The organism is Dietzia cercidiphylli, from assembly GCF_039531545.1.
GTDB lineage: Bacteria > Actinomycetota > Actinomycetes > Mycobacteriales > Mycobacteriaceae > Dietzia > Dietzia natronolimnaea.
In genome coordinates this window covers 185950-210831 of the sequence record NZ_BAAAQG010000003.1, presented here as the reverse complement: position 1 = coordinate 210831, position 24882 = coordinate 185950, and the positions used below count along the sequence as shown (strand labels likewise).

At 72.2% G+C, this 24882-nt stretch carries 22 protein-coding genes; 4 read left to right on the top strand and 18 right to left on the bottom strand.

The annotated features are described in order from the left end of the window. Positions 1-45 precede the first annotated feature (45 nt). On the top strand, positions 46-714 hold the full coding sequence (locus tag ABD250_RS02675; RefSeq protein WP_179523256.1) for a TetR/AcrR family transcriptional regulator: 669 nt from the start codon (positions 46-48) through the stop codon (positions 712-714). Here ABD250_RS02675 and ABD250_RS02670 read toward each other — a convergent pair. Together ABD250_RS02670 and ABD250_RS02665 are read right to left on the bottom strand one after the other, a co-directional pair. Next, on the bottom strand, positions 711-2288 hold the full coding sequence (locus tag ABD250_RS02670; protein WP_241730712.1) for a DUF4389 domain-containing protein: 1578 nt from the start codon (positions 2286-2288) through the stop codon (positions 711-713). The genes ABD250_RS02675 and ABD250_RS02670 overlap by 4 nt on opposite strands. A 416-nt stretch (positions 2289-2704) precedes the next feature. Beyond that, entirely contained in the window at positions 2705-4012 is a 1308-nt protein-coding gene (locus ABD250_RS02665) for a cytochrome P450 (RefSeq protein WP_344390462.1), read from the bottom strand. Positions 4013-4069: 57 nt separating this feature from the next. On the opposite strand from ABD250_RS02665, the gene ABD250_RS02660 reads away from it, so the two are divergent. After that, positions 4070-4711, top strand: coding sequence for a TetR/AcrR family transcriptional regulator (locus ABD250_RS02660; protein ID WP_344390460.1), 642 nt, complete (start codon positions 4070-4072; stop codon positions 4709-4711). Between the two features lie 124 nt (positions 4712-4835). Here ABD250_RS02660 and urtE read toward each other — a convergent pair whose 3' ends face one another. The 11 genes from urtE to ABD250_RS02605 form a co-directional block, all read right to left on the bottom strand. Then, positions 4836-5537 carry an urea ABC transporter ATP-binding subunit UrtE gene (urtE, locus tag ABD250_RS02655; RefSeq protein ID WP_179523259.1) on the bottom strand — a complete coding sequence of 234 codons (702 nt, stop codon included), beginning with the start codon at positions 5535-5537 and terminating at the stop codon, positions 4836-4838. Continuing rightward, the gene (urtD, locus tag ABD250_RS02650; protein ID WP_182658201.1) at positions 5534-6421 is read right to left on the bottom strand and encodes an urea ABC transporter ATP-binding protein UrtD; all 888 of its coding nucleotides are present in this window, start codon (positions 6419-6421) and stop codon (positions 5534-5536) included. Before urtD ends, urtE begins: the two co-directional genes overlap by 4 nt. Beyond that, complete coding sequence (gene urtC, locus ABD250_RS02645; RefSeq protein WP_241730545.1) at positions 6418-7635, bottom strand: urea ABC transporter permease subunit UrtC; 1218 nt, start codon at positions 7633-7635, stop codon at positions 6418-6420. Before urtC ends, urtD begins: the two co-directional genes overlap by 4 nt. Beyond that, positions 7632-8516: an urea ABC transporter permease subunit UrtB gene (urtB, locus tag ABD250_RS02640; protein WP_182610272.1), complete on the bottom strand. Its 885-nt coding sequence runs from the start codon at positions 8514-8516 to the stop codon at positions 7632-7634. Before urtB ends, urtC begins: the two co-directional genes overlap by 4 nt. A gap of 84 nt (positions 8517-8600) precedes the next feature. Further along, positions 8601-9854 carry an urea ABC transporter substrate-binding protein gene (gene urtA, locus ABD250_RS02635; RefSeq protein WP_182610273.1) on the bottom strand — a complete coding sequence of 418 codons (1254 nt, stop codon included), beginning with the start codon at positions 9852-9854 and terminating at the stop codon, positions 8601-8603. Between the two features lie 157 nt (positions 9855-10011). Then, on the bottom strand, positions 10012-11013 hold the full coding sequence (locus ABD250_RS02630; RefSeq protein ID WP_344390454.1) for an urease accessory protein UreD: 1002 nt from the start codon (positions 11011-11013) through the stop codon (positions 10012-10014). Beyond that, complete coding sequence (gene ureG, locus ABD250_RS02625) at positions 11010-11645, bottom strand: urease accessory protein UreG (RefSeq protein WP_179523264.1); 636 nt, start codon at positions 11643-11645, stop codon at positions 11010-11012. Before ureG ends, ABD250_RS02630 begins: the two co-directional genes overlap by 4 nt. Before the next feature lie 53 nt (positions 11646-11698). Next, on the bottom strand, positions 11699-12415 hold the full coding sequence (locus ABD250_RS02620; protein ID WP_344390452.1) for an urease accessory protein UreF: 717 nt from the start codon (positions 12413-12415) through the stop codon (positions 11699-11701). Further along, complete coding sequence (gene ureC / locus ABD250_RS02615; protein WP_344390450.1) at positions 12412-14598, bottom strand: urease subunit alpha; 2187 nt, start codon at positions 14596-14598, stop codon at positions 12412-12414. Before ureC ends, ABD250_RS02620 begins: the two co-directional genes overlap by 4 nt. A 45-nt stretch (positions 14599-14643) precedes the next feature. Continuing rightward, complete coding sequence (locus ABD250_RS02610) at positions 14644-15447, bottom strand: sirohydrochlorin chelatase family protein (protein ID WP_344390447.1); 804 nt, start codon at positions 15445-15447, stop codon at positions 14644-14646. Continuing rightward, on the bottom strand, positions 15444-15764 hold the full coding sequence (locus ABD250_RS02605; RefSeq protein ID WP_344390445.1) for an urease subunit gamma: 321 nt from the start codon (positions 15762-15764) through the stop codon (positions 15444-15446). The genes ABD250_RS02610 and ABD250_RS02605 overlap by 4 nt, the downstream gene beginning before the upstream one ends. Positions 15765-16193: 429 nt before the next feature. Here ABD250_RS02605 and ABD250_RS02600 point away from each other — a divergent pair, with 429 nt between their 5' ends. Both ABD250_RS02600 and uraH read left to right on the top strand, forming a co-directional pair. Beyond that, positions 16194-16742, top strand: coding sequence for a 2-oxo-4-hydroxy-4-carboxy-5-ureidoimidazoline decarboxylase (locus ABD250_RS02600; protein WP_344390443.1), 549 nt, complete (start codon positions 16194-16196; stop codon positions 16740-16742). Between the two features lie 10 nt (positions 16743-16752). Further along, complete coding sequence (uraH, locus tag ABD250_RS02595; protein ID WP_344390442.1) at positions 16753-17076, top strand: hydroxyisourate hydrolase; 324 nt, start codon at positions 16753-16755, stop codon at positions 17074-17076. Positions 17077-17140: 64 nt separating this feature from the next. Here uraH and ABD250_RS02590 read toward each other — a convergent pair whose 3' ends face one another. From ABD250_RS02590 to ABD250_RS02570, 5 genes are read right to left on the bottom strand one after another with little or no spacing between them, the layout of a single operon-like run. Continuing rightward, a complete protein-coding gene (locus ABD250_RS02590; RefSeq protein WP_344390440.1) occupies positions 17141-18496 on the bottom strand; it encodes an amidohydrolase family protein in 1356 nt (451 codons plus the stop codon). Then, positions 18493-21144, bottom strand: coding sequence for a molybdopterin-dependent oxidoreductase (locus ABD250_RS02585; protein ID WP_344390437.1), 2652 nt, complete (start codon positions 21142-21144; stop codon positions 18493-18495). Before ABD250_RS02585 ends, ABD250_RS02590 begins: the two co-directional genes overlap by 4 nt. Continuing rightward, positions 21141-22037, bottom strand: coding sequence for an FAD binding domain-containing protein (locus ABD250_RS02580; RefSeq protein WP_344390435.1), 897 nt, complete (start codon positions 22035-22037; stop codon positions 21141-21143). Before ABD250_RS02580 ends, ABD250_RS02585 begins: the two co-directional genes overlap by 4 nt. A gap of 6 nt (positions 22038-22043) precedes the next feature. Next, positions 22044-23426: an 8-oxoguanine deaminase gene (locus tag ABD250_RS02575; RefSeq protein WP_304816828.1), complete on the bottom strand. Its 1383-nt coding sequence runs from the start codon at positions 23424-23426 to the stop codon at positions 22044-22046. Then, positions 23423-24838 carry an amidohydrolase family protein gene (locus ABD250_RS02570; protein ID WP_344390431.1) on the bottom strand — a complete coding sequence of 472 codons (1416 nt, stop codon included), beginning with the start codon at positions 24836-24838 and terminating at the stop codon, positions 23423-23425. Before ABD250_RS02570 ends, ABD250_RS02575 begins: the two co-directional genes overlap by 4 nt. Positions 24839-24882: the final 44 nt, after the last annotated feature.

The following is a 24882-nucleotide window of genomic DNA, read 5'->3' as shown; positions in this document are numbered from 1 at the left end:
CCACACCCGTCAACCCGACTGTAGTCAATTGTGTACAGTTTGGGAATGGAAAGTGAGAACCGATCCGACGACGACGAGGACGGCCTCCCCGGACCGACCCCGCCCGACTCCGCGCCCACCCGTGGGCACGGCGCCCCGCGACCCCGCCCGACCGGTCGCGACGAGGTCCGTTCCGCCGTCCTGCGCGAAGCCCGGCGGCTGCTGTCCGAGCGCGGGCCGCACGTGCCGTTGCGCGATATCGCGGACGCCGCGGACGTCAACCTCGGCCTGATCCACCGGCATGTCGGCCGGAAGGACGCCCTGCTGACCACCGTCATGCAGGAGGCGGTGCGCCTCGGCGCCGCGCGGCTCGAGCACCTCGACGACGCGGGCGAGGCCGTGCGCGGGATGCTGCTCGGCGCCACCGCACACCCGGAGATCAGCCGCCTCCTGGCCTGGTTGGCCCTGGACGGCGAGGCGGCGTTCCCACCGATGGTCGACCCGGCCGAACGACCGGCCGCCGCCCTGAGGCGCATGACCTCTCCCCCGCCGGCCGGGGACGTCGAGCTGCTCCTGGTCTTCACCGCCGTCTACGCCTGGCCGGTGCTGCGGGGCGCACTTCTGGACACCCTCGACATCCCGGCCGATCAGCGCGAGGAGATCGACGAGCGGCTCGCCGATCTCCTCGCCCGCATGGTGACGGGCCACCGCGACGGCGGGGACGGGACGGACTAGACGGTGGGCCCCTCCGGCCCGTGACCGACCGGCCCTTCCGGCCCCTGGCCGACCGGGGTCTCCGGACCGTGACCCGCCGGGACCTCCGGCCCGTGACCGACCGGCTCCTCCGGCCCCTGGTCCAGGCGGAACGGAGGGTACTCGTCGCGCAGGAGCAGGACGTACGAGCCGACCCGGTACACCCAGCGGTTCAGACCCACGATCAGGTCGAAGAGCCCGGGCAGGTAGCGGCCGGTGAACAGCAACCCGATCGCGGCGATCAGCACGAGCAGGCCCACCAGCGAGATGTTCCACTCGGCGCCCCCGTACTCCGAGGCGCTGGTCAGAGCCGCCCCGCCGCCGGTGAGGATGCCCACGATGAGCAGGTGCGGGATCACGAGCAGCCACCACTTGACCAACACCAGGCCGCGCGAGAGCCGCTCGGGGTAGGCCACGTCCAACTCGGCCGGGTAGTCGGCGGGCGCCAGCGAGAAGGGCGGGTACCGATCCGTGCCGAGCACGGAGTAGGCGTAGAACCCCACGCGCCAGTTCCACCGCAGCACCCCGACGCTGTACATGAACCACGACCGCGGATAGCGACCGGTGAACAGCACGACCAGGCCCGCGGCGATGGTGGTGACCACCAGCGCGAACCACAGCAGCGCGATGACGATGTAGTGCGGGATCGCCAGCAGCCACTTGATCAGCCACATCGCGCGCGAGACCTGCGGGTCCGGGAGCCCGGTCAGACGCAGCGGATCGGGACCCGCGCCCACGGCGGGGACGCCCGCACCGGGCCAGCGGTCGATGTCGCGCCCGAGGCCGGCGGTCCCCAGCAGGATCAGCGGCAGCCCCAGCACCAGCGCCACGATCCCGGTGACCAGAACCCCGGGATTGGCGAGCCCGAAAAGCTCGGTGTGCGCGCCCACCTGCACGTCGACCCACACCGGGCGGGTGCCGTCGGCGTTCATCACCACGACCACCCAGTCGCCGGACTGCAGGTCGACGGTGATCGTCTGCTGCTCGCCGCCCGTCGCGGACTGGGCCCAGAAGTCCTGGTCGGTCGGCGGTTCGGGGGTGCGGGTGCCGGGCACCTCGTCGAGCGCGGTGTCCGGGTCGGACCCCGTGCCCCATGTGTACGGGGTCTCGACGGTGTACCCGGTGTCCCACGGGTCGTCGCCGAACACCGCGTGGGGGACGTCGTTGAGATAGGCCGAGACATCGGACGCATCGGCGATGCCGATGAACACGTCCTGATCGGGGACCACCGGGGTCGCGCGGAGCTGGATACTGATCAGGTCGTCGAGACCGAACGTGCCGACGGTGGCGCCCTCGTCGACGTGGACCGTGAGGGGCGCGGTCGTGATGGCGTGGCCGACGGTCTGGAGTCGCTCGGTGTCCGTGTAGGCGTAGCGACCGTCGCGCTGGGAGGCCTCGGCCACCATGAGAGCCGCGCCGGTGGCGGTCATCCCGAGGCCGAACACGGCCAGCAGGACCCCCGCGACGAGCATGACCCAGTTCACCGGGCGGGTCCGGGGAGAGTGGTGGACCGAGGTGGAGGACGGCCCGGACGGGGTGTCATGTGGAGTTGCCATGATGAGTCCTTGTGCAGTGGGGTGCGGATCCACCAGGGACGGCGCATCCGCCTACATGAGGTGACGTTACTCTTATACGGGCAGTGTGACGCCCGTTTACTCGGGTCTCCAGCCCCGGCTCCAACCCCACCATCGGCCCCCTTCACCCCCGGTCGCCCGCGGCCCCGGACCCGGCCCCGGACGCGGTGGTGATCCCCGCCCGGCGACATCGCCGCGATCTGCGCCTTCGGCCTGACATACCGACCGGTACAGCGGCCGTGGCGGCGCCGCATCGAATCGCGGACCGATGCGCTCGTCCCGGGCGCGGGCGAGGAGGCCTCACACATCCCTCGGGATGACATCGCGGCGATCAGGCAGGCCCCGCTCGTGTCGACCGCGAGAACAGAGGGGCAGCGGTGCGGGTCGCGGCGCGCGGGTCAGGGCCGCGGCGCGGAGAACCCCGTCGCGGGCAGCGAGTGGAACCCGCGGGTGAACGGCGAGAGCGCCCGGACGGCCGCGCCCCTGTCGACCCCGATGGCCGGGTGCGCGGCGTAGAGTTCCTCCAGGGCGATCCGCGCCTGCAGACGCGCGAAGTGCGAGCCGATGCAGAAGTGCGGGCCGCGGGCGAACCCCAGGTGCCCGGTGATCTCCCGGGTGATGTCGAGCTCCTCGGCGGTGGGACCGAACTCGCGCTCGTCGCGGTTGGCCGAGCCGTAGAGCATCATCACCTTCTCCCCCGCCGGGATCGTCACCCCGCCCACCGTCACCTCACGGATGGTCGTCCGCGCGAGCGCCTGCACGCTGGACTCGAAGCGCAGGCACTCCGAGAGCGCGCCGGGGATCAGCCCCGGGTCCGCCACGAGCAGCTCCCGCTGCGGCGGGTGCTCGTCGAGCAGCGCGACGGTGTGCGAGATGAGATTGCCGGTGGTGTCGTTGCCGCCCGCCACGATCACGAAGCAGAACCCCAGGATGTCCCAGTCGTCCAGCCTCTCGCCGTCGATCTCGGCCTGCGTCAGGGCGGAGACGAGGTCTTCTCCCGGGCTCGTGCGCCGCTCGGCGATGAGCTCCCCGAAGTAGGCGAACATCTCCGCCACCGCCGCCGCCGCTCCGCCCTCGAGGCCCGCCGGACGGAATCCCTCCTCCTGCAGGGTCGTCAGCGCGCTGACCCACGGGCCGAACCGGGGGCGGTCCGCTGCCGGCAGGTCGAACAGCTGGGCCAGCACGAAAGTGGGGATCTGCGAGCTGAAGTCCCGGTGCAGATCGACCACCTCGTCGTCGTCGTCCCTCTCGGCCATCTCGGCCAGGCGCCCACGGACGAAGTCGCGGATCTGCGGCTCGGTCTCCGCGACCCGCTTCGGGGAGAACGCCTTGGCCAGCAGCCGCCGCTTCCCGGTGTGCTCCGGCGGGTCCATCATGACGATGGTCGGCGCCAGCCCCAGCTTCTCGATCTCGTCGCGGTAGAAGGTCAGACCGCTGGCGGAGGAGAACGCCTCCGGGTCGCAGACCGCCGCGTCGACATCGGCGTAGCGGGACAGCGCCCAGAAGTCCGGGCGGGCCGCGGTGCCGTCCCCGCGGTGGAAGTGGACCGGGTCCGTCTCGCGCAACCGCCGGTAGCCGGGATAGGGATCGGCCAGGTGCGCGGGATCGAAGGGGTCGAAGGCGGGGCCCGTGGTGGTCGGGGCTGGCTCGGTCGGGGCAGGCTCGGTCGGGGCCGGCTCGCGGGTGGGAAGAACTGGGCGGGTCATGGCCACATTTAACACGTGCTGTTAGAAATTGGGAAGAGGCGATCTACACTCGGGCGGGTGCCCCGCTCCACCGCGATCTCACGCCAGTCCCGATCGACCGCCACCCGGGAGGCCCTCTACCAGGCCGGACTGCGGCGCTTCGCCTCCGACGGCTGGCGGACGGCGCGGATCCGCGACATCGTCGGCGACGCCGGCCAGGGCAACGACTCGGCGATCAACTACCACTTCGGCGGCCGCCTGGGCCTGTTGGAGGACGTGTTGCTCCGCGGGGTCCTGCGCATGGAGGACGAGCGTCGGGCCGATCTGCAGCGGTGGGCGTCGTCGACCCCCGACCTCGCGGAGATCGTCCGGGCGGTGGTGTCCCCGTTGGCCGACCTGTTGGACGACGACGAGGGCCGCTGCACCCTCCGGGTGATCGCCCAGGTCGGTGCGCTCGCCGAGGTCGGCCGGACGGTCACCGGCGGCCCGGTCGCCGACACCGCTCTCCAGGACCAGCTCGAGATGCTGGTGTCGGCCGCGACCGCCCGCTGCGGCAGGGAGCTCGCCGGGCACCGGGTCCGGCAGCTCATCGTGATGCTCACCGCCGAGCTCGCGGTGCGGGCCTGCGACGCCCCGGAGGCCGGACCGGCCCACCGGGAGTACGTGGCCGATCTCGTGGACTGGCTCGCGGGGGGACTGGCCCGTCCGGCGCCGCGCTGACCGGTCCCGCCGCCCGGCCCGCCGCCCGGCCCGCAGTCCGGCCCGCGGCATCGAGAAGAGCGTTCCGCACACCTGCCTCTCGGCCGATGTGTGCGGAACGCTCTTGGCGAGGGGGCTGGTTCGCTCAGATCGCCAGCGCCGACGTCACCTCGTGGGCGGCGGTGTCGTCGGAGGCGCCCGAGTGGGTGACCCGCCCCGACTCCACCACGTAGAACACGTCCGAGGCCCTCAGGGAGAACCCCACATGCTGCTCGACCAGCAGCACGGACAGGTCGCCGCGCGAGGCCAGGTCCACGATGATCCGCTCGATCTCGGCCACGACATTGGGCTGGATCCCCTCGGTCGGCTCGTCCAGCACCAGCAGCCGCGGCTCGGTGATGAGCGCCCGGGCGATGGCCAGCTGCTGCCGCTGCCCACCGGAGAGCAACCCGGCCTTCCGATCCAGCAGCTCCTTGAGCGCCGGGAACAGGTCGAGTGACTCGTCGATGAGCGCCTTCCCCCGCTTGCGCCCGTCCGCCACGACCCGCAGGTTCTCGGCGGTCGTGAGCTGGGTGAACGACTGCTGACCCTGGGGCACGTAGCCGATACCCAGCGCCACTCGGCCATGCGGTTTGAGTCCGGTGATGTCCTGGCCGTCGAAGGTGATCGTGCCGGCCTTGCACGGCAGCAGACCGACGGCGGCCCGCAGCAGGGTCGTCTTTCCCGCCCCGTTGTGTCCGAGCACCGCGGCCACGCCCCCGGCGGGGACCTCCAGGTCCACCCCGTGGAGCACCTCGGACCCGCCGTACCCGGCGCGGACGCCGGACATCTGCAGTAGTGCGCTCATTCGTCTGACTCCATCTCGGGTTCGGTGCCGCTTTCCGGCTCGGTACCGCTTTCCGGCTCGGTACCGGTTTCCAGTTCGGTGCCGGTGGCGGCCGCGGTGCCCAGATACACCTGCTGGACCTTGGGGTCGGCCTGGATCTCGGCGACCGTGCCCTCGGCGAGGACCTTGCCGGCCGCGAGAACGGTGACCGAGGTGGCGAAGTCGCGCATGAAGTCCATGTCGTGCTCCACCACCACCACCGTGCGGTCGGCGGCGATGCGCTGGAGCAGTTCGCCGGTGGCCTTGCGCTCATCCGCCCCCATGCCGGCGACGGGTTCGTCGAGGAGCATCACGTCGGAGTCCTGGACGAGCAGCATGCCGATCTCCAGCCACTGCTTCTGACCGTGGGCCAACACCCCGGCCTTGGTTCCGGCCAGGTGCTCGAGACCGATGGTGTCCAGCGTCTCGGCGACCACGGTCGCGCGGCCTCGGCGACGCCGCAGCAGGGTCATCCATCCCCGACCGGAGCCGGCCGCGATGTCCAGGTTCTGCTCTACCGTGAGGTCCTCGAAGATGCTGGCCGTCTGGAAGGTCCGGCCGATCCCCATGCGGGCGATCTTGTGTGTCTTCATCCCCAGCACCGGTTGCCCGGTCTTGTCGACCGTCCCCGTCGCCGGGACGAGCCCCGTGATCGCGTCGACGACGGTGGTCTTGCCCGCGCCGTTGGGTCCGATGAGGAACTTGAGATCACCCTGGATCAGCGTCAGGTCCACCCCGTCGACGGCACGGAACCCGTCGAACGAGACGGTCAGACCGCGGACCTCCAGGTAGGTCCGTCCCGTCGAGGCGCCGGCGCGGCCGCCTCCGGCCCCGGTCGAATCGGTGGCCACAGCGGTGGGGGTCATGGGGTCTCCTCCGTGTTGGATCCGGTGGATCCGGTGGTGGCGGGGGTCGCGGGGCCGGACCCGGTGGACCTGCGGCGCCGGCGGATGACGAACAGGCTGGCCAGACCGCCGGGCAGGAAGCCCACGACGACGATGAAGAGCACACCCTGCAGGTAGGTCCACTGCGACGGGTAGGCCTCGGAGAAGGTCGTCTGCGCCCAGGCCACTCCGATCGCTCCCAGGACCGGGCCGAGCAACGTGGCCCGGCCACCGATCGCGACGCCGATGAGGAACGCGATCGACGGGGCGATGCCGATCGCCGAGGGCGAGATGATCCCGACGATCGGGACGAACAGCGCGCCGGCGATCCCGGCGGCGAAGGCGGCGACCGCGTACGCCAGGGACTTGACCAGCGCCGGGTCGTACCCCAGGAAGCGGACCCGCTCCTCCTGGTCGCGGACGGCCACGAGCAGCTCACCGAAGCGCGACTGCATGAACTGGCGCACCAGCAAGACCACACCGATGAGGGCGCCACCGGTGATGAAGTACAGCATCTGGCGGTTGGCCGGATCAGACAGGGCGAAGCCGAAGAACCCGGTGAACCGGTTGAGCCCGTTGGAGCCGCCGAGCTCGGGCCGGCTGACCAGGAAGATCGCCGCGGCGGCCGCGAGAGCCTGGGACAGGATCGCGAAGTAGGCGCCCTTGACCTTGCGGTTGAACACCAGATATCCGAACCCGAAGGCCAGCAGGGGCGGCAGGAGCAGGATCACCACGAGGGTGAACACCGGCGAGGCGAACGGCTCCCAGTACCCGGGAAGCGATCGCATCCCGGCGATCTGCATGAAGTCCGGCAGGGCGTCGGGACCGCCGCGGTCGCGGGCGTCGGCGAGCTTGAGGTACATCGCCATGGCGTACGCGCCGACGCCGAAGTACACGCCCTGACCCAGCGTGAGCATGCCGCCCCGCCCCCACGCCAGGCCGATCCCGCTGGCGACGATGCCGAAGCAGAAGAACTTGGCCAGCAGGTTGAGCCGGAACTCGCTCAACAGGGCGGGTGCGACGCCGAAGATGAGGATCGCGGCGACGGCGAGCGCCACCCAGAACACCCAGCGGGGTCGTTCGCCCTCGGTGGTCAGCTCGCCGGGCAGGGGCAGACGAGGTGGCCGTCCCCGACGACCCGCGGCCGGCTCGGCCGGGTCCGGGGTGGTGGTGCCGATGGTGGCGGTGTCGGTCATGCCAGGCTCCTGGTCTTGACGGCGAACAGCCCCTGCGGGCGGATCTGGAGGAAGACGATGATCGTCACAAAGACGAGCACCTTCGCCACGGAGGCGGTCGTGGAGTATTCGAAGAACGAGTTGAGGATCCCCAGCGCGAAGGCCGCGATGACGGCGCCCCTCAGCTGACCGAGGCCCCCGACCACCACCACGAGGAAGGCGTCGATGAGGTAGGACTGCCCGATGGTGGGGCTCGTCGAACCGATGAGGGTCAGCGCCACGCCCGCCACCCCGGCGAGGCCGGAACCGATGAAGAACGTGGTCAGGTCACTGCGGCGTGAGTTGATGCCGGAGCTCTCGGCGAGGTCGCGGTTGAGGGTGACGGCCCGGATGCGCCGCCCCATCGGGGTGAACCGCATGGCCGCCATGAGTGCGGCGACACACGCCACCGCCAGGAGGAAGATGAAGACCCGCGTGTACGGGACGGAGGCCCCGAGCAGGACCAGGTTCCCGCGGAGGAACGCGGGCACCTCGACGTTGACGGCGGGGGCTCCCCAGATGTCGCGCGCGATCTGTTGCAGCACCAGCCCGACGCCGAAGGTGACGAGCAGTGTGTCGAGCGGTCGGGCGTACAGCCGTCTGATGAGCAGCACCTCGAGGATCACCCCGAGCAACCCGCCCACCACGAACCCCGCCACGAGGGAGATCGCCAGCCCCGCACCGGAGGCGGCGACGAACTGTTGGATGACGTAGGCCGTGTAACAGCCGGCCATGATGAACTCGCCGTGCGCCATGTTGATGACGCCCATCTGCCCGAAGGTCAGGGACAGGCCGAGCGCTGCGAGCAACAGGATCGAGCCGATGCTCAGTCCCGTCGCGAGTTGACCGATGATGACGTCCACACCGGCTCCTTTCTCCTGCGTGCGCCCGCCCGCGGCGGCCCCGGTGACCGGGACCGCCGCGGGGGGCGGTGGACTCGGACTAGGTCAGTTACCGGACAGGTCGCCGGCCCAGTCGTAGCCCTCGAGGAAGGGGTCCGGCTCGATGGGCTCGCCCGAGCTCCACACCTCGTAGATCAGGCCGTCGGGGCGGATCTCCCCGACGAGTGCGGTCTTGGAGATGTGGTTGTTGTCCCCGTTGATCGTCACGGTGCCCTCCGGGGCGTCGAAGCTCACGCCGCCGGCGTTCTCCTGGATCTCGGCGACGTCGAAGCTGCCCGCCTTCTCGACCGTGTTCTTCCACAGGAACAGCGAGGTGTACGCGGCCTCCATGGGGTCGGAGGTGACCCTGTTCTCGCCGTACTTGGCCTTGAACGCCTCGACGAACGACGTGTTCTCCGGACTCTCGATGGTCTGGTAGTAGTTCCACGACGTGAGCTGGCCCTCGATATTGTCCGCGCCGATGCCCTGGACCTCTTCCTCGGCGATCGACACGCTCACCACCGGGGTGTCCTCGGCGGTGAGGCCGGCGTTGGTGTACTCGCGGAAGAAGGCCACGTTGGAGTCGCCGTTGAGGGTGTTGAAGACGGCGTCCGGGTCGGCGGTGCGCACCTTGTTGACGATGGTGGAGAAGTCGGTGGACCCGAGCGGCGTGTAGTCCTCACCGAGGATCTCGACGTCGTTGGCCTCCGCCCACGCCTTGATCACGCGGTTGGCGGTCTGCGGGAAGACGTAGTCCGAACCGACGAGGTACATCGATTCGACGCCCTGCTCCTTGAGGTACTCCAGCCCCGGGACGATCTGCTGGTTGGTGGTGGCGCCGGTGTAGAAGATGTTCTCCGACGCCTCGAGCCCCTCGTACTGGACGGGGTAGTAGAGCAGCGCGTTGTTGTCCTCGACCACCGGCAGCATGGCCTTGCGGGAGGAGGAGGTCCATCCCCCGAAGATCGCGGCCACGCAGTCGCTGGTAATGAGCTTCTGCGCCTTCTCCGCGAACACGGCCGGGTCGGAGGCCCCGTCCTCGACCACGGTCTCGATCTGCTTGCCCATCACTCCGCCGTCGGCGTTGATCTGCTCCACGGCGAGCTCGACGGAGTCTCGCACGGTCCGCTCGGAGATCGCCATGGTTCCCGAGAGCGAGTGCAGCGACCCGATCTTGATGGTGTCGCCTGAGGTGTCCACGCACGATTCCGCGGAAGCCGCGGCGGTGTCCGAGGTGCGGTTGCCGCAGGCGGTGAGGGCTCCGGCCCCCAGGACCACGAGGGCGGCGGCGGCAGCAGTGCGTCTGGAGATGGATTTCACGCGGGTTCATCCTTGCCGTGGGCGGGCTGTCGATGGCCCCCGCTTCTCGGGGATCGACGCTCGATGAACGCAAAGTTATGAGTTTCATGTGAGCCGCACGGTTCCACAGTGTTTCGTCTGTGTTGCCTCGATCCACCTGCAGTGAACCCTGGGTTTCTCAGCCCTTGCGCAGGTCCGGCGCCGGCGCCCCCAGGACGTGTTTCCGGGCGGCGGACCACACCGCGCGAACAGCGGCATCCACCGCCTCCGGGCTGCCGCCCACCACCCGGGCCCACGCCCCGCACCCCTCGGGCAGGGTGCTCACCCCGCAGCGCACTTCATCCCAGCGCACGCCCACGCTCGAGCCGATGGCCGCACGCATCGAGGCCGCCAGGTCCGCCGCCGGCCCCGGCGCCAGCACGAACAGTGTGCCGATGGCATCGGACCCGCCGGTGACCATGTCGTCGTCGGGCCCGGTCTGTCCGGCGCCGACCCCGGCGCCGACCCCGGCACCCGCTCTGCCCATGATCCGCGTGGTGTCCACCACCACCGGGGTACCGTCGGGACGGGTGATCTCCACCTGGGAGACCAGCGCGTCCACCGCCCACCGCTCGCCGCGCGCCACCCGGCCGGCGGTGAGGACGTCGGAGACCACCAGCACCGCGTCCTCGGGGACCGTCGCCCGCAGCCGCTGCTGGAACCGGCTCCCGGCGTACGGGATGAGGGGGTCGGGAACCCACTCGCACACCGCGCCGGCCCCCAGCGTCAGCGTGACGTCCTGCGTGGCGAAGCCGGCGTCCATGCGGTGGATACGCGTGGCGGCCTGGGTGGTGATCATCGCGTGGGACCGGTCGGCCAGCCGGACGTCGATGTCTAGTCTGTCGCCGCCCACCACGCCCCCGCCCGTCGACATGAGATAGGTCACCGGCACGTGGGGCAGCACCGGGTCGACGTACAGCGGGCGCATCACCTGTAGAGGCGACTTCTGGTAGCGGTCGGCCAGGACGGTGCGCCCCTCGACGTCGACCCGGTAGTCGAGGTCCAGGACGCCGACCTTCCCCGGCGATCCCACGGGCAGCGACCCGGCCGCATAGGCCGGACCGGCCGCCACGACGGCCGAGACGTGGCCGGGGTCGGCCGCGCGCGCCAACCGATCGGCCCGGGACAGGGGTGCGGTCACGCGCTCGGCAGCAGGTCCGCGCGACGCGACTCGAAGTAGTCCAACACCTCGTCGACCCCGGTGCCGCTGAGGCAGTCGGTCAGCACGACCGGCTTGCCGGAGCGCACGCGGTCGGCATCGGAGCTCATCACCCCCAGGTCACAGCGGACGTATTTGGCGATGTCGATCTTGTTGATCACCAGAAGGTCGCACTCGGTGATCCCGGGGCCCCGCTTGCGCGGCATCTTCTCGCCCTCGGCGGTGTCCAGGACGAAGAGGAACAGGTCCACCAGAGCGGGCGAGAACGTCAGGGTGAGGTTGTCCCCGCCGGACTCGAAGATCAGGGTGTCGACGTCCGGGTGGGCCTCGAGCATCTCGGCGCCCACGGCCAGGTTCATGGTGGGGTCGTCGCGGACGGCGGTGTGGGGGCACGACCCGGTCTCCACGCCCACCACCTTGGCGGGGTCGAGGACGCCGGCCAGCGTGCGGCGGACGTGCTCGGCGTCCTCCTGGGTGTAGATGTCGTTGGTGATCACCGCGGGGGCCCGCCCGCGCTCGATGAGCAGGGGCACCAGCGCCTCGATGAGCGCGGTCTTGCCCGAGCCCACGGGCCCGCCGATCCCGATGCGCAACACGTTCTGTCCCTCGGTCATGTGCGTCCCTTCCGTCATGGCGTGCGTGTGGGTGGCGTGCGTGTGGGTGTGCGTCAGCTCGCGAAGAGCCGGGCGTCGGAGTGCTCGTGGTGGCAACTGGCCAGGTCCAGCACCGGGGCGAACCCGCCCAGATCCTCCAACACAGTGCTGACGGCGGCGTCGGCGACCTCCTCGACCACGGGTGCCGCACCGCGGACCAGCGCCTGGGCACTGCGGTGGTCGGCCAACCGCAGGCGCAGCGCGGCGCCGGCCAGGCTGATCACCACGGCGGTGAGGTCGGCGGCCACGGCGTCGCGCTGGTCCAGCCCCCCGCGCGCGTAGACCACCCCCATCACCACGGACTGGGACCCCGGCGACCGGCGGGCTCTGACGTGCGCGTTCCAGGCGCTGACCACCGGGTCGTTGAGCAGCTCGGCCGCCAGGTCCAGGACCTGCTTTCCCGTGCGGGTGGCGCCGTCGCGCAGTTCCCGCGTCAGCCGGGTGGCGTGCAGTCGCCGGTCGATGCGGGTCACCGCGTCCAGCAGTGCGTCCGTGTCACGGCCCCCGTGCTCGCGGGTAGCCGCCCACGCGAGCGCGAGCGCGACCGAGTCCGCCGGGCCGATGGCGTGGCGCAGCATCGAGTGCAGCACCTCCGGTAGGCGCCGGGCGTCGACCTCCCCGCGCTGGGCCAGCCCCTCGAGCCCGTGGGACAGGGTGTACATCCCGGAGGGGAAGGACGAGTCGGTAAACTGCAACGCGAGCAGCAGCCGCGACAGGTCGGAGCCGCTCATGCCAGGTAGTGCAGCTGGGCCAGCGGCAGCGTGGTGGCCGGGGCGATGGTGGCGGGCTCGCCGTCGACGGTGACGACGTAGGTCTCGGGATCCACCTCGATGGTCGGGCAGCGGTCGTTGCGGACCATGTCCTTCTTGCCGATCCCGCGGCAGCCGCGCACGGGCAGGCACGGCGAGGTCAGGCCCAGTTCCTCTGGCACGCCGGCCTCGATCGCCGCGGAGGACAGGAACGTCACCCGCGTGGACTGCAACGCCCCTCCGTACGCGCCGAACATCGGCCGGTAGATCACCGGCTGCGGCGTGGGCAGCGACGCGTTGGGATCGCCCATCGGCGCCCACACGATCATCCCGCCCTTGATGATCAGCGACGGCTTGGCCGCGAACGAGTCCACCGGCCACACCACCAGGTCCGCGAGCTTGCCTGGCTCGATCGAGCCCAGGTGGTCGGCGATGCCCGCGGCGATGGCGGGGTTGATGGTCATCTTGGCGACGTAGCGCAACACGCGCTCGTTGTCGTTGCCCTCGCTGTCCTCGGGCAGCGGCCCGCGCTCGACCCGGCAGTGGTGCGCGGTCTGGAACGCCCGCTGCCACGACTCCCCGATCCGTCCCATGGCCTGCGAGTCGGACGAGAAGATCGAGATGATGCCCTCGTCGTGCAGCACGGTCTCGGCGGCGATGGTCTCGGCCCGCACGCGGGAGTCGGCGAAGCTGACGTCCTCGGGGATGTCGTGCGACAGGTGGTGGCAGACCATCACCATGTCGAGCAGCTCGTCGACCGAGTTGACCGTGTACGGCAGCGTCGGGTTGGTGGAGGCGGGCAGGACGTTGGGCTCGCCGCACACCCGCAGGATGTCGGGCGCGTGGCCGCCGCCGGCGCCCTCGGAGTGGAAGGTGTGGATGGTCGAGTCGCCGAACGCGGCGCGGGTGTCCTCGTAGAAGCCGGACTCGTTGAGGGTGTCGGTGTGGATCGCGACCTGCACGTCGTACTGGTCGGCGACCTCCTGCACGCAGCGAATGGTCGCCGGGGTGGTCCCCCAGTCCTCGTGGATCTTCAGCCCGGCCGCCCCGGCCACGATCTGCTCGACCGCCGACTCGGGCTGGGAGGTGTTGCCCTTGCCCAGGATCCCGATGTTCACCGGCAGCCCGTCGGCGGCCTGCAGCATCCGGCCGATGTTCCAGGCGCCCGGCGTGCAGGTGGTCCCCTTGGTGCCCTCGGACGGGCCGGTCCCTCCGCCGAACATGGTGGTCACCCCGTTGGACAGGGCCTCGTCCACCTGCTGTGGGGCGATGAAGTGGATGTGGGTGTCCACTCCCCCGGCGGTGACGATCTTGTGCTCGCCCGCCACCACCTCCGTGCCGGGGCCGATCACCAGCTCGGGGTGCACTCCGTCCTGCAGGTGCGGGTTCCCGGCCTTGCCCACGGCCACGATCCGGCCGTCGCGAATCCCGATGTCGCCCTTGACCACCCCGATCACGGCGTCGAGGATCGTGGCCCCGGTGATCACCAGGTCGAGCGCGCCCGAGGCCCGCGTGCCGGCCGGGTCCTGCGCCATGCCGTCCCGGATCGCCTTGCCGCCGCCGTAGACGGCCTCCTCGCCGTAGCCGGACGACCCGTCGGTGGTGACGGCGTTGTGATCAGTGGTGATCTCGACGGTCAACACCGTGTCCGCCAACGTCAGTCGGTCCCCGACCGTGGGTCCGTAGATGTCGGTGTAGGTCGCGCGCGGGAGCACGGTCGGCGGGCCCTCGGCGACGGGCACACCGTCCGTGGGCGGCCGGGCCTCGTTGTCGTCGTCATCGGCCACGTCCGCGCTGTCGCAGAGGAACCCGCCGTCGCGCATGCGCCCCAGCGCGCGCTCACGCACGGCCGGATCGTAGAGGGGGCCGTCGACCAGCCCGGAGAAGCCGTGGCAGACGCGCTCGCCGGCGTAGTCCACCAGCCGCACCGTGCGGGTCTGACCGGGTTCGAACCGCACCGCCAGGCCCGCGCCGATCGCCAGGTGGCGCCCGTAGGCGGCGGGCCGGTCGAACCGGAGCTCGCGGTTGGCCTCGAAGAAGTGGTAGTGCGAGCCCACCTGGACGGCGCGGTCCCCGGTGTTGGTCACCGCGAGTTCGACGGTCGCGCGCCCGGCGCCCAGCGTGATGTCGCCGTCGCCGTACTGGTACTTCCCGGATCCGGACATCGCGCTCCTCGGGGTCGGTGTGGTGGTGGGCTGGTGGAGTGGGGGCTAGTGCGAGTGGGTGTAGACGCTGCCGTCGGCCGCCACGTGGGAATGGGCGTAACCGTGGCCGTCCTCGGCGTCGAGTGCCGCGTCGATGCCGTCCCGTCCGTGATCGAGCCGGTGGACCGCCTCGCGCACGCGGGTGTCGATCACGCTGCGCAACACCGCCGGACCCAGGAGGTACTCGCCCTCGCCGGGCAGGTCCCGGCCGGTGACCGGCGCCGGGGCTAACGTGGCGCTCACGACCATCGGACGCCCCGACCCGAGCGCATCGAGCCGCGCGACACCGCCGGCCAGGTCCGGGTCCGGCTCGGTGCCGCCGTGGAACGCGACCTCGACCAACCCGGGCCGGCCGTACTGCCGCGCGAGACGGGCCAGGCGGAAGAGCTCGGCGTCGGCGAACGGGTCGATCGCCGGACTCACCACGAGCACCGAGTCGGCTGCGGTGTCTCCGAGCTCGTGGCGTCGGATCGCGGCGCGCAGGCGGGTGACCAGCATCGTGGCATCGCCCAGCGGCGCGGCCAGCGCGAGCCACGCGCCGCCGGCGCGGCCCCGGACGTCACGGAGGGTGCGGGCGCAGTCGGCGATCACCGTGGGTGCCCGGCCGAACGTCATGGGGACGACGACGACGAGGTCACCCGACTCCCCCTCCGCCGCCACCAGGTCCGCCAGTCCACGCCCGGGCGCGGCCGACGGGATGCCGAGGTCGGGCATCTGCTCCGATTCCGGACCCAGCGCCGCGACGATCCTGGCGGTGGCCGGGTCTGTGTGCTGGTGGGCGTGCTCGTGCACCGGTGAGTGGGCGGTCACGCCTGCTGCCCCGCCGGGCCGACGGGATCGTGCACCGTGACCAGTTTGGAGCCGTCCGGGAAGGTGGCCTCCACCTGGATCATCGGCAGCCGCTCCACCACCCCGGCCATGACCTGGCCGGCGTCGAGGACCCGACGGCCGAGGTCCATGCACTCGGCGACCGTCCGCCCGTCGCGGGCGTGCTCGACGATCTCCCACGAGATGAGCGCGGTGGCCTCCGGGACGTTGAGCAGCACCCCGCGCTCGAGCCTGCGCCTCGCGACCTCCGCCGCGGTGAACAGGGTGAGCTTGTCCAGCTCGCGGGGGGTGAGCTTCATCCTCTGAGGTCCTCTCGTGCGCGTCGACGGTTCTGAACGCTAGCGAGTGTGTGTGTCGGCCGTGTTACTTAGCCCGACATCGCCTCTGACCTGCGGTGCCCTGCAGGGTTCGCGCAGGGCACCGAAGGTCGGAGCACCGGTCAAGGTGGCGAGGCTACGACCCTCGTGCTCGACGCTCGCCGTGCCGGACCCTTGACGATGCCGCGTGTCTGCCGTGCCGGTCTCGAGCGCACCGCACTGACCTGGGATGCCCTGCGGAGGGCGAGCAGGGCACCGCAGGTCAGCGCACCCGGCTGCGCGGGCGGCACCCCGGGACCGCACCCCGGGCGGAGCCGCCGGCCGCGACTCTGCCGGGGAGCGATTGTTACGGCGCGTTACGACTCCCGCGTCACCGGTGACCCGGGCCCTGCCCGCTGCCATGATGAGCCGATGCCCCAGAACACCACCGCGACCACGGCGACCGACGCCCCCGCCCTGCGCGGGTTCGATACCGTCCCCGCGGACGATCTGTTGCCGATCCTGACGGAACTCTCGGGCTCGGCCGGATGGGCACAGGCGATGCTGGAGGGTCGGCCCTACCGCTCGCGCGAGTCGCTGCACGCCGCGGCCCGGCGGGTGCTCGCCGAGCAGAGCGACGCCGAGGTGCTGGCTGCAGTCGACGCGCACCCGCCGATCGGGGCGGGTGCGGGCGCTGCCGCCGAACCGGTCGGCGACGCCTCGGCCCGGGAGCAGAGCGCGGCAGCGACCGCGGACGCCGAGCTGGCCCGGCGCCTGTCCGAGGGGCAGCGTCGCCACGCCGAGCACTTCGGCCACGCGTTCCTCGTCTGCGCCACCGGGATGTCGGCGCAGGAGATCGCGGGAGAACTCGATCGGAGGATCGCACTCGGCGCAGCCGAGGAGCTCGCGTGCACCCGCGAGCACCTGGCGAGGATCAATGCGCTGCGGCTGGACCGGCTGCTCGACACGGGCGCACTGTGAGGAGAACCTGATGTCCCTGAGCACCCACGCGCTGGACACGGCCACCGGGACACCCGCGGCAGGGTTGGCCTACCGGCTCACCGACTCCGCCGGCGCGGAACTCGCCGCCGGTGCCACCGACGCCGACGGACGGGCGCCCGAACTGGGTGGGGTCGAGGTCGGTGCCGGGGTGTACCGGCTGCATTTCGATACCGGGGCCTACCACCGCATGCAGGGGCTGCACGGCTTCTACCCGGAGGCGGTGATGTGCTTCGAGGTCACCGATCCGGCCGCCCACCACCACGTGCCGCTGATCCTCTCGCCGTTCGGCTACAGCACTTACCGTGGGTCCTGAGGCACGGACCTCGTCATCGCTCTGACCTGGGGTGCCCTGCACAGGCTTCGCAGGGCACCCCAGGTCAGCGGCCGATCCGCCGCCGGGTGCACTGCTCGCTCAGCTCCGCGGCCAGCACCTGCTCCTCGGCGGTGACGAGCTCGAAGTCCCGCACCACCACGCGGCCGCCCACCACCACGTGGCGGGGCCGGCGGCCCGGATTGGCCCACAGCAGCCCTCGGGCCGGGTCCGCGACGCCGGCGTCGGCGACCCCGGAGACGTCCCACACCACCAGGTCCGCAGCCGATCCCGGCGTGAGGCGGCCCAGTTCGGGCCGGCCCAGCCCGTCCGCGCCGCCGGAGGTGGCCATGGTCAGCGCCTCCAGTGCGTCCAGCGGCCGCCCGGCCAGAGGGGCGACCTGCATCGCCAACCGGGCGTCGGCGAGCAGGTGCCCGGCGTCGTTGCTCCCGCCGCCCGAGGTGCCCAGTCCGACGCGCACCCCGTGGTCGAGCAGTCGAGCCACGGGGGCGACTCCCCACCCCATCGGCAGGTCGCAGGCCGGGGCGTGGGTGACGGTGGCCCCGCTCCCCGCGACCAGTGCCACCTCGGAGTCGGTGATGTCGCAGAGGTGCGCCAGGGTGACGTCCGGCTCGAGCCACCCCCACTCCTCCAGCAGGTCCAGAGGGCGGCGACCGTACAGTTCGGCGGCCCGGGCCACGTCGACCTGCTCGTTGGCCTGGGTGCGCCGGCGCAGCCCGAGGGTCCGCGCGACCTCGCCGAGGGCGGCGAACGTGGCGGGCCCGTCGGCGTGGAGTCCCGACGGCCCCACAGCCAACTGACGCATGCCGTCCTCTGTGACCCCACCCCGCGCACCGGGCAGGTGCGTCGCGTGGATCTCCGCCACCGACGAGGCGGCCGCGTCCGGGTCACAGCCCGCGGTGCCGCGGACAAAGGCCAGCCGCGCACCCACGTCGCGGGCGGCGTCGAAGGCGGCCCCCGCGACCTGCACCGGGTCCACACCGGGTGGCCAGGTCAGGAGGTGATCAGCGACGGTCGTGACCCCGCACAGCAGGGACTCCGCCAGCGCCACCCGGGCGGCGAGCCCCACCAGATCCGGGTCCACGCGGGCGGCGACATAGGCCTCGCGCATCCGCCCGAGCCAGACCGACATCTCCACCCCGCGCGTTCCGGGCAGCGTCCGGAACGCACTCTGCAGCAGGTGATGGTGCGCGTTGACCAGGCCCGGGGTGACCACGCCGCCCCCGGCGTCCAGGGTGTCGACGGGGCCAGTGTCGACGAGGCCAGTGTCGACGGGACCAGCGGCAGTGGGACCAGCGGCGATCCGCCCGTCCACGCACTCCACCGTGGCGGCGTCGGCGAACCCGAGCCCCGGCGACCACACCGCGCTGGCGCCGGTGATCCGCAGGACTCGCGCGCTCATGACCTGACCCCGACCGGCTCGGTGGGAGTGGCACCGGCGGGGTCGGGGGCGAACGATCGCATCCACACCCGGTCCGGCGTCAGCGGGATCGAGTCCTGTCTCACCCCGGTGGCCCGCCGGACCGCGATCCCCACCGCCGCGGCGACCGGACAGTAGGGCGCCTCGGACATGGACTTGGCGCCCAGCACACCCTGCGGTTCCACGGTGTCGGCAAAGAAGACCTCGGTGCGCGGCACATCACCCATGCGGGGCGGGTGGTAGTGGCGCAGGGTCGCGTTGGTCACCGCACCGGTGTCGTCGAGCATCACCTGCTCGTATAGCGCCGCCCCCAGTGCCTGCGCGACGCCGCCCTCCACCTGGCCTCGCAACTGCTGCGGGTTGAGGACCCGCCCGGCGTCGACGGCGTGGACGCTGTGCAGGACCCTCACCGTCCCCGTGTCGGGGCACACGGCCACGCGCACCCCCTGGGCGGTGAACGCCGCCTGCCGGCCGAACCCGTCGGCGGAGCCCTCGGCGGACACGGGCAGGTGGGCGCCGGCACGGAGCAGGTCGGCGACCCGCGTCGCGGCGCGGTGCAGTGCTCGCCCACCCACCACGGTCCCGGCGGACCCGAACGCGCCGGTGTCGTGGGTGAGCTGCGCGGTGTCCGAGGCGTGCAGCACCACCGAGTCGGAGGGCACCGCCAGCACCTCGGCCACGATCTGCGTGTGCACGGTGGCGGTGCCGTTGCCGAACTCCGCGGTGCCCACGTAGGCGTGCACGATGCCGTCGGCGTCGATCTCCACGCGGGCCGAGCCGTGGTGGCCCCCGGGCGGGTTGGTGGCGATCATGCACAGCGCGACGCCGGTCCCCTCGGACCATCCGGGTGGGGCCGGGTCCCCTCGCCCCGACTCCAGTGCCCCGGCGACCAGGTCCAGGCAGTGGTCGAGTCCGTAGGAGGACAGGGCCAGCTCGTCGTCGTCGCCCGCCGAACTCACCAACCGGTCACCCGGGCGCACCACGTTGCGCCGCCGCAGCTCGAGGGGGTCGATCCCGGCGGCGTCGGCGAGCTCGTCCAGCGCGCTCTCGAGCGCGAACCCCACCTCCCCCAGTCCGTACCCGCGGAAGGCCCCCGACGGCACGGTGGTGGTGTAGACGGCCTCCGCCGACACGCGCTTGGCCGGGCAGCGGTACAGCTCCACCGACTCGGTGATCGAGTGGAACATCACGCCCGCCGAGTGCCCGCCGTACGCGCCCGCGTCGGACAGCACGTCCAGGTCCAGCGCGGTGAGCCGGCCGCGGGCATCGCACGCGACCGTCGCCGTCACCCGGTAGGGGTGGCGCACGGTGGCGGAGGTGAACTGCTCGGCGCGGCTGTACTCCCACACCACGTCGCGCCCGGTCCGCAGGGCGGCCAGCACGGCCAGGTCCTCGACGATCATCTCCTGCTTGGCCCCGAACCCGCCGCCCACGCGGGCGGCGTGCACGCGAAGATCCTCCCGTTCCAGACCGAAGATCCACGCCAGCTCGTCGCGGACGAGGAACGGCACCTGCGTGGACGAGCGGATGTCGAGCGCGCCCCCGCACCGGGGCCCGCCGTCGACGTGGCGGACGATCACCGCGTGCGTCTCCAGGTGCGTGTGCTGCACCCGCGAGGTGCTCCAGGTGCCCGTGACCACGTGCGCGGCGCGGTCCACCCCGGCCTCGACGTCCCCCACCGCGCCGCGCCACCTCGCCACCACGTTGCGCGCGGGGTCGGCGATCCGGGACGCGGGGCTCTTGTCCCCGTGGATGGTCGGCGCCCCGGGTCGCCGCGCGGCCTCGGGGTCGAGCACCGACGGCAGCACCTCGTACCGGACGCTGATCTCCTCGCAGGCCAGGCGGGCGAGCTGGGGGGTCTCGGCCACCACGGCGGCCACACGTTGACCGTGGTAGCGCACCACCGGGTCCAGCACGCGGGTGTCGTCGGGGTCGTCGGTGCGCCGCTGGTGGCGGGCGGTGGAGAACAGCACGTCGGGGTCGTCGTGGTGGGTCAGGACGGCCACCACGCCGTCCATGGCGAGCGCGCGGGTGGCGTCGATCTCCACGATCCGGGCGTGCGCGTGCGGGGAGCGCAACACCGCCAGATGGGCGCAGCCGGTGAGCTCGGTGTCCAGGGTGAAGGGTTCGGCTCCGCGCACCACGCGCTCGGTGGCGGGCGCGGCGACCGGGCGGCCGATGCCCCCGGCCGGGCAGGTGTTCGCGGCGCCGTCGAGCGCGTCCTCGATCGCGCGGTAACCGGTGCAGCGGCACAGGTTGCCCTTCATCGCGGCAGTCCGAGCGGCCGGGCCCCCGTCGCGGGAACACGGTGCGTGGTCCAGTCCGGTGACGGTGGTGACCATCCCCGCCGTGCAGAACCCGCACTGGAACCCGGCGGCGCGGGCGAACGCCGCCGGGACCTCGTCGGACACCCCGGCGGCCGTCCTCACCTCGGCCCCCTCCGCGCGGTGGGCCGGGAGCACACAGGAGTGCGTGGGCACGCCGTCGACCAGCACCGTGCACGCGCCACAGTCACCGGTGTCGCACCCCTTCTTGACCGCGAACTGCCCGAGCTCTCGCAGCAGCGTCCGCAGGCACTGGCCGGGGCGCGGGGTGGGCGCGTATCCGCGCCCGTCGACCGAGATCTTCATGACTGCTCCTCCTGTCCGGGGTTGGTGCCGGAGTGGGTGCCGGGGCCGCCGCTCAGTTCGACGACGACGGCGAGGGCCGCGATCCCCGCGACGTGTCGGCGCCACCTCGGGTGGCCCTGGGGGTCGTCGTACCAGTGGGGCAGATCGCGGACTGCCGCCGCGGCGACTTCGGGCGGGGGCGCGGCATCCCACTCCAGGACGTGCGGGGCCGGCACCGCGGCGGTGACGACCAGCGTGCAGCGGCCGTCGGGGTCCAGACGGCCCGTGACCACCGACCCCGAGCGGCCGCTGGGTACCAGCGAGTGCCGCCGGACGGCGTAACGCGCACGACCCGCCGCGGCGGGGATGCGCAGCGCTCGCAAGATCTCCCCCGGGGCCAGGGAGGTCCGGCCCGGTCCGGTCACCACGTCCGCGGCGGGGATCGTGCGGGTGCCACCGTCCGGGGTCCAGATCTCGGCGGTCGCCCCGAGGGTGCAGGCCGCGGCGGTGCCGGCTCCGGCCGGCAGAGCGGCGCAGAGGTTGCCTCCCCAGGTGGCGCGGGCCCAGATCTTCCACGAGGCGAGCAGGCAGGAGAAGGCGTCGTGGAGGAACGGGCGCAGCTCCGCGGTGAGCGGGTGGTCGAGCACGGTCCGCAGCGACGCGGTCGCCGCCACCCGCAGGCCGCCGTCGGGCAGGGCCTCGACGTCGGGCCAGCCCAGGTCGAGCAGGTCCACGAGCCCGGTGAGCGGCGGTGTGTCCTCCCCCGGTGGCGCCGCGGCGCCGGCGGGATGGAGGTACGCCTCGCCGTGCAGCGCGGTCCCTCCGGCCAGGGGCACCGCACCGGCCAGCAGCGCCTCGTGCGCCTCGTCGCGGGTACGCGGGCGGTGGAGTTCGGTGACGGAGACCAGGTCCATCGAGGCTCACCCGGCCTTGGCCAGTAGGCGACGACGGGCGGCCACGACGTCCCGGGCCACGGCATCGGTGTCCACGGTGAGCACCCGGCCGTCGGCCACCACGCGTCGGCCGTGGACCCACACCCCGGCCATCGGCGGACGCGAGCCGAGGACCAGCGCGGCCACCGGGTCGTCGATGCCGGCGTGCGCGGGGGTGTCCAGGCGCCACAGCGCGACGTCGGCCAGGTAGCCCGGTGCGAGCCGGCCGATCTCCTCCTGACGCCCCAACGCCCGCGCGCCTTCCACGGTGGCCATCCGCAACGCGGTCCGCACGTCCATGGCCCGCGGGCCACGGGTGGCGCGGGCCAGCAGCAGCGCCTGGTGCATCTCCTCCCACAGGACGCCCGACTCGTTGCTGGCGGCGCCGTCGACGCCCAGACCCACCGCCACGCCCGCGGCCAGCATGTCCGGGACGCGGGCGATGCCGGCGCCGAGCCGACCGTTGGAGACCGGGCAGTGCGCGGCCGCCATCCCGCCGGCGGCCATCGCGGCGATCGCCGGGTCGTCCAGGTGCACGGTGTGGGCGAACCACACGTCGGCACCGGTCCACCCGACGGACTCCATGTACTCCATGGGCGTGCTGCCGAACCTCTCGCGGCAGAACACCTCCTCGTCGTCGGTCTCGGCCAGGTGCGTGTGCAGGCGCACGCCCCGCTCGCGCGCCAGCTCCGCACTCGCGCGCAGCAGGTCGCCGGTCACCGAGAACGGGGAGCACGGCGCCACGGCGATCCGGCACATCGAGTCCGGCGCGGGGTCGTGGTGCCGGTCGATCACCTCGGCGGTGCCGGCCAGGATCGCGTCGATGCCCTCCACCACCGAGTCCGGCGGCAGTCCGCCCGCGCTGCGGCCCAGGTCCATCGACCCGCGGCACGGGTGGAACCGCAGCCCCACCGTGGCGGCGGCCTCGATCTCGGCGGCAAAGACGTCGCCGGCGTCCGCGGGAACCACGTAGTGGTGGTCGGTGGTGGTGGTGCAGCCGCCCAACGCGAGGTGCGAGAGTCCCCCGAGCGCCGCGGAACGCACGTCGTCGGCGTCGATGCCGGCCCACACCGGATAGGAGGCGGTGAGCCACTCGAAGAGCGTGGCGTCGGCCGCCAGCCCGCGGGTGAGCCACTGGTACAGGTGGTGGTGGGTGTTGACCAGGCCCGGCGTGGCCAGGCAGCCGGTGCCGTCGACCCGCTCCGCGCCCTCCGGGACGAGCGCGGGGTCGCACGGCCCCGCCCCCACCGCGGCGATCCGGCCGCCGATGAGCAACACGTGACCGCTGGCGTACTCAGCGCCGGCACGGTCGTCCATCGTCGCGACCGCACAGTTCTCGATCAGGACCGCGCCGCCGCCCCCCGCCGTCACGAGCGCACCCCCACCGGCCGCGTGTAGGCCGGGGCGAACCCGCGCGCCCGCGCCGAGCGGATCATCCGCTCGGTGAGCTGGGCGTCGGCCTCGTCCGCCAGCGGGTGCAGTGAGCGTGCCCCCTCGGCGACCAGCCGCCCGCCCACGTACACGTGCGTGAGGTTGCGCAGCGAACACGCCAGGACGTACGTGGCCACCGGGTCCCAGATCGGCCCGGTGGCCGGGGCGGTGGGATCCACGACCAGCAGGTCGGCGTGCTTGCCCACCTCGATGCTGCCGATCCGGCCGGACAGGCCGAGCGCCTCCGCGCCACCCAGGGTGTGCATCCGCAGCACCTCGTGCGCGGCCAGGACAGAGGCGTCGGAGTGGACGGCCCGCTGGGTGTAGAGGCCGATGCGCATGTTCTGGAACGGGTCGGAGACGTCGGTGCAGGACTGGTCGTCGAGCCCCATCCCCACCCGGATCCCCGCGGCCCGGTACCCGGCGACGTCGGCGATACCGGATCCCAGCCGGCCGTTGGAGGTGGCCTGCCAGATCACCGCGGAGTCGGTGTCGGCCACCCGACGCACCATGTGCTCGGTGGGGTGGACGAAGTGGCCGAAGGAGAAGGCGGGGCCCAACACCCCGGCGTGGTCGTACCAGTCGAACTTGGCCCGCTGCACCTCCAGGTGCTCGGCGGTCTCCACGAAGTGCGCCTGGTTGCCCACACGGTGGGTCGCCATGGCGTGCCGTTCGCGTTCGGCGGTGACCGGCGAGGACGACCACTGCACCGACCCGAACACCGATCCGCCCAGATCCAGGTCCCGGGGGACCGTGCGCTGGCGGTGCTCGGTGACGTGGGCGAACGCCTCGAAGCACTCGGCCTCGGGCAGCTGCTCGTCGTCCAGCCGGGTCGAGGTGACGCACCGCAGTCCCGAGTCGGCCTGCGCGTCGATCTGTCGCGTGAGGAACTCGACGTCGTGGACCCGCTCGGCGACCAGGGTGGAGGTGGCGTGGTCGAACACCGCCACCACCCGGCTCTGGGTGAAGTTGTAGGCGCTGGTCACGCCGTTGCGCAGGAAGTCCAGGCAGCCGGCGAGGGTGAACCAGTACAGGTCCTCGGCCTCGGCCCCGACCATCATCTCGCCCATCCGTGAGACCCACCCGTAGAGCGTGTCGTCGGGGGCGATGCCGCGCATCCCGGCGGTGAACAGGTGGCTGTGCGCGGAGACGAACCCGGGCGCCAGGATCGACCCACCCAGGTCGTGGACGGTGCCGGGCAGTCCGGGCGGCGGATCACCGGCACCCAGCGCGGCGATCAGCCCGTCCTCGTCGACGTGGACCCAGCCGTGGAACCACGGCGGGGCGTCGGCTGCAGTCGTTCCCGGGGTCGTCGTCACGGGGATGACGAGCGCATCGGTGAAGGTGATCATGAGGGGTCTCTCGTTCTCGGGGCGGCGGCAAGGGTTGGGCGCGC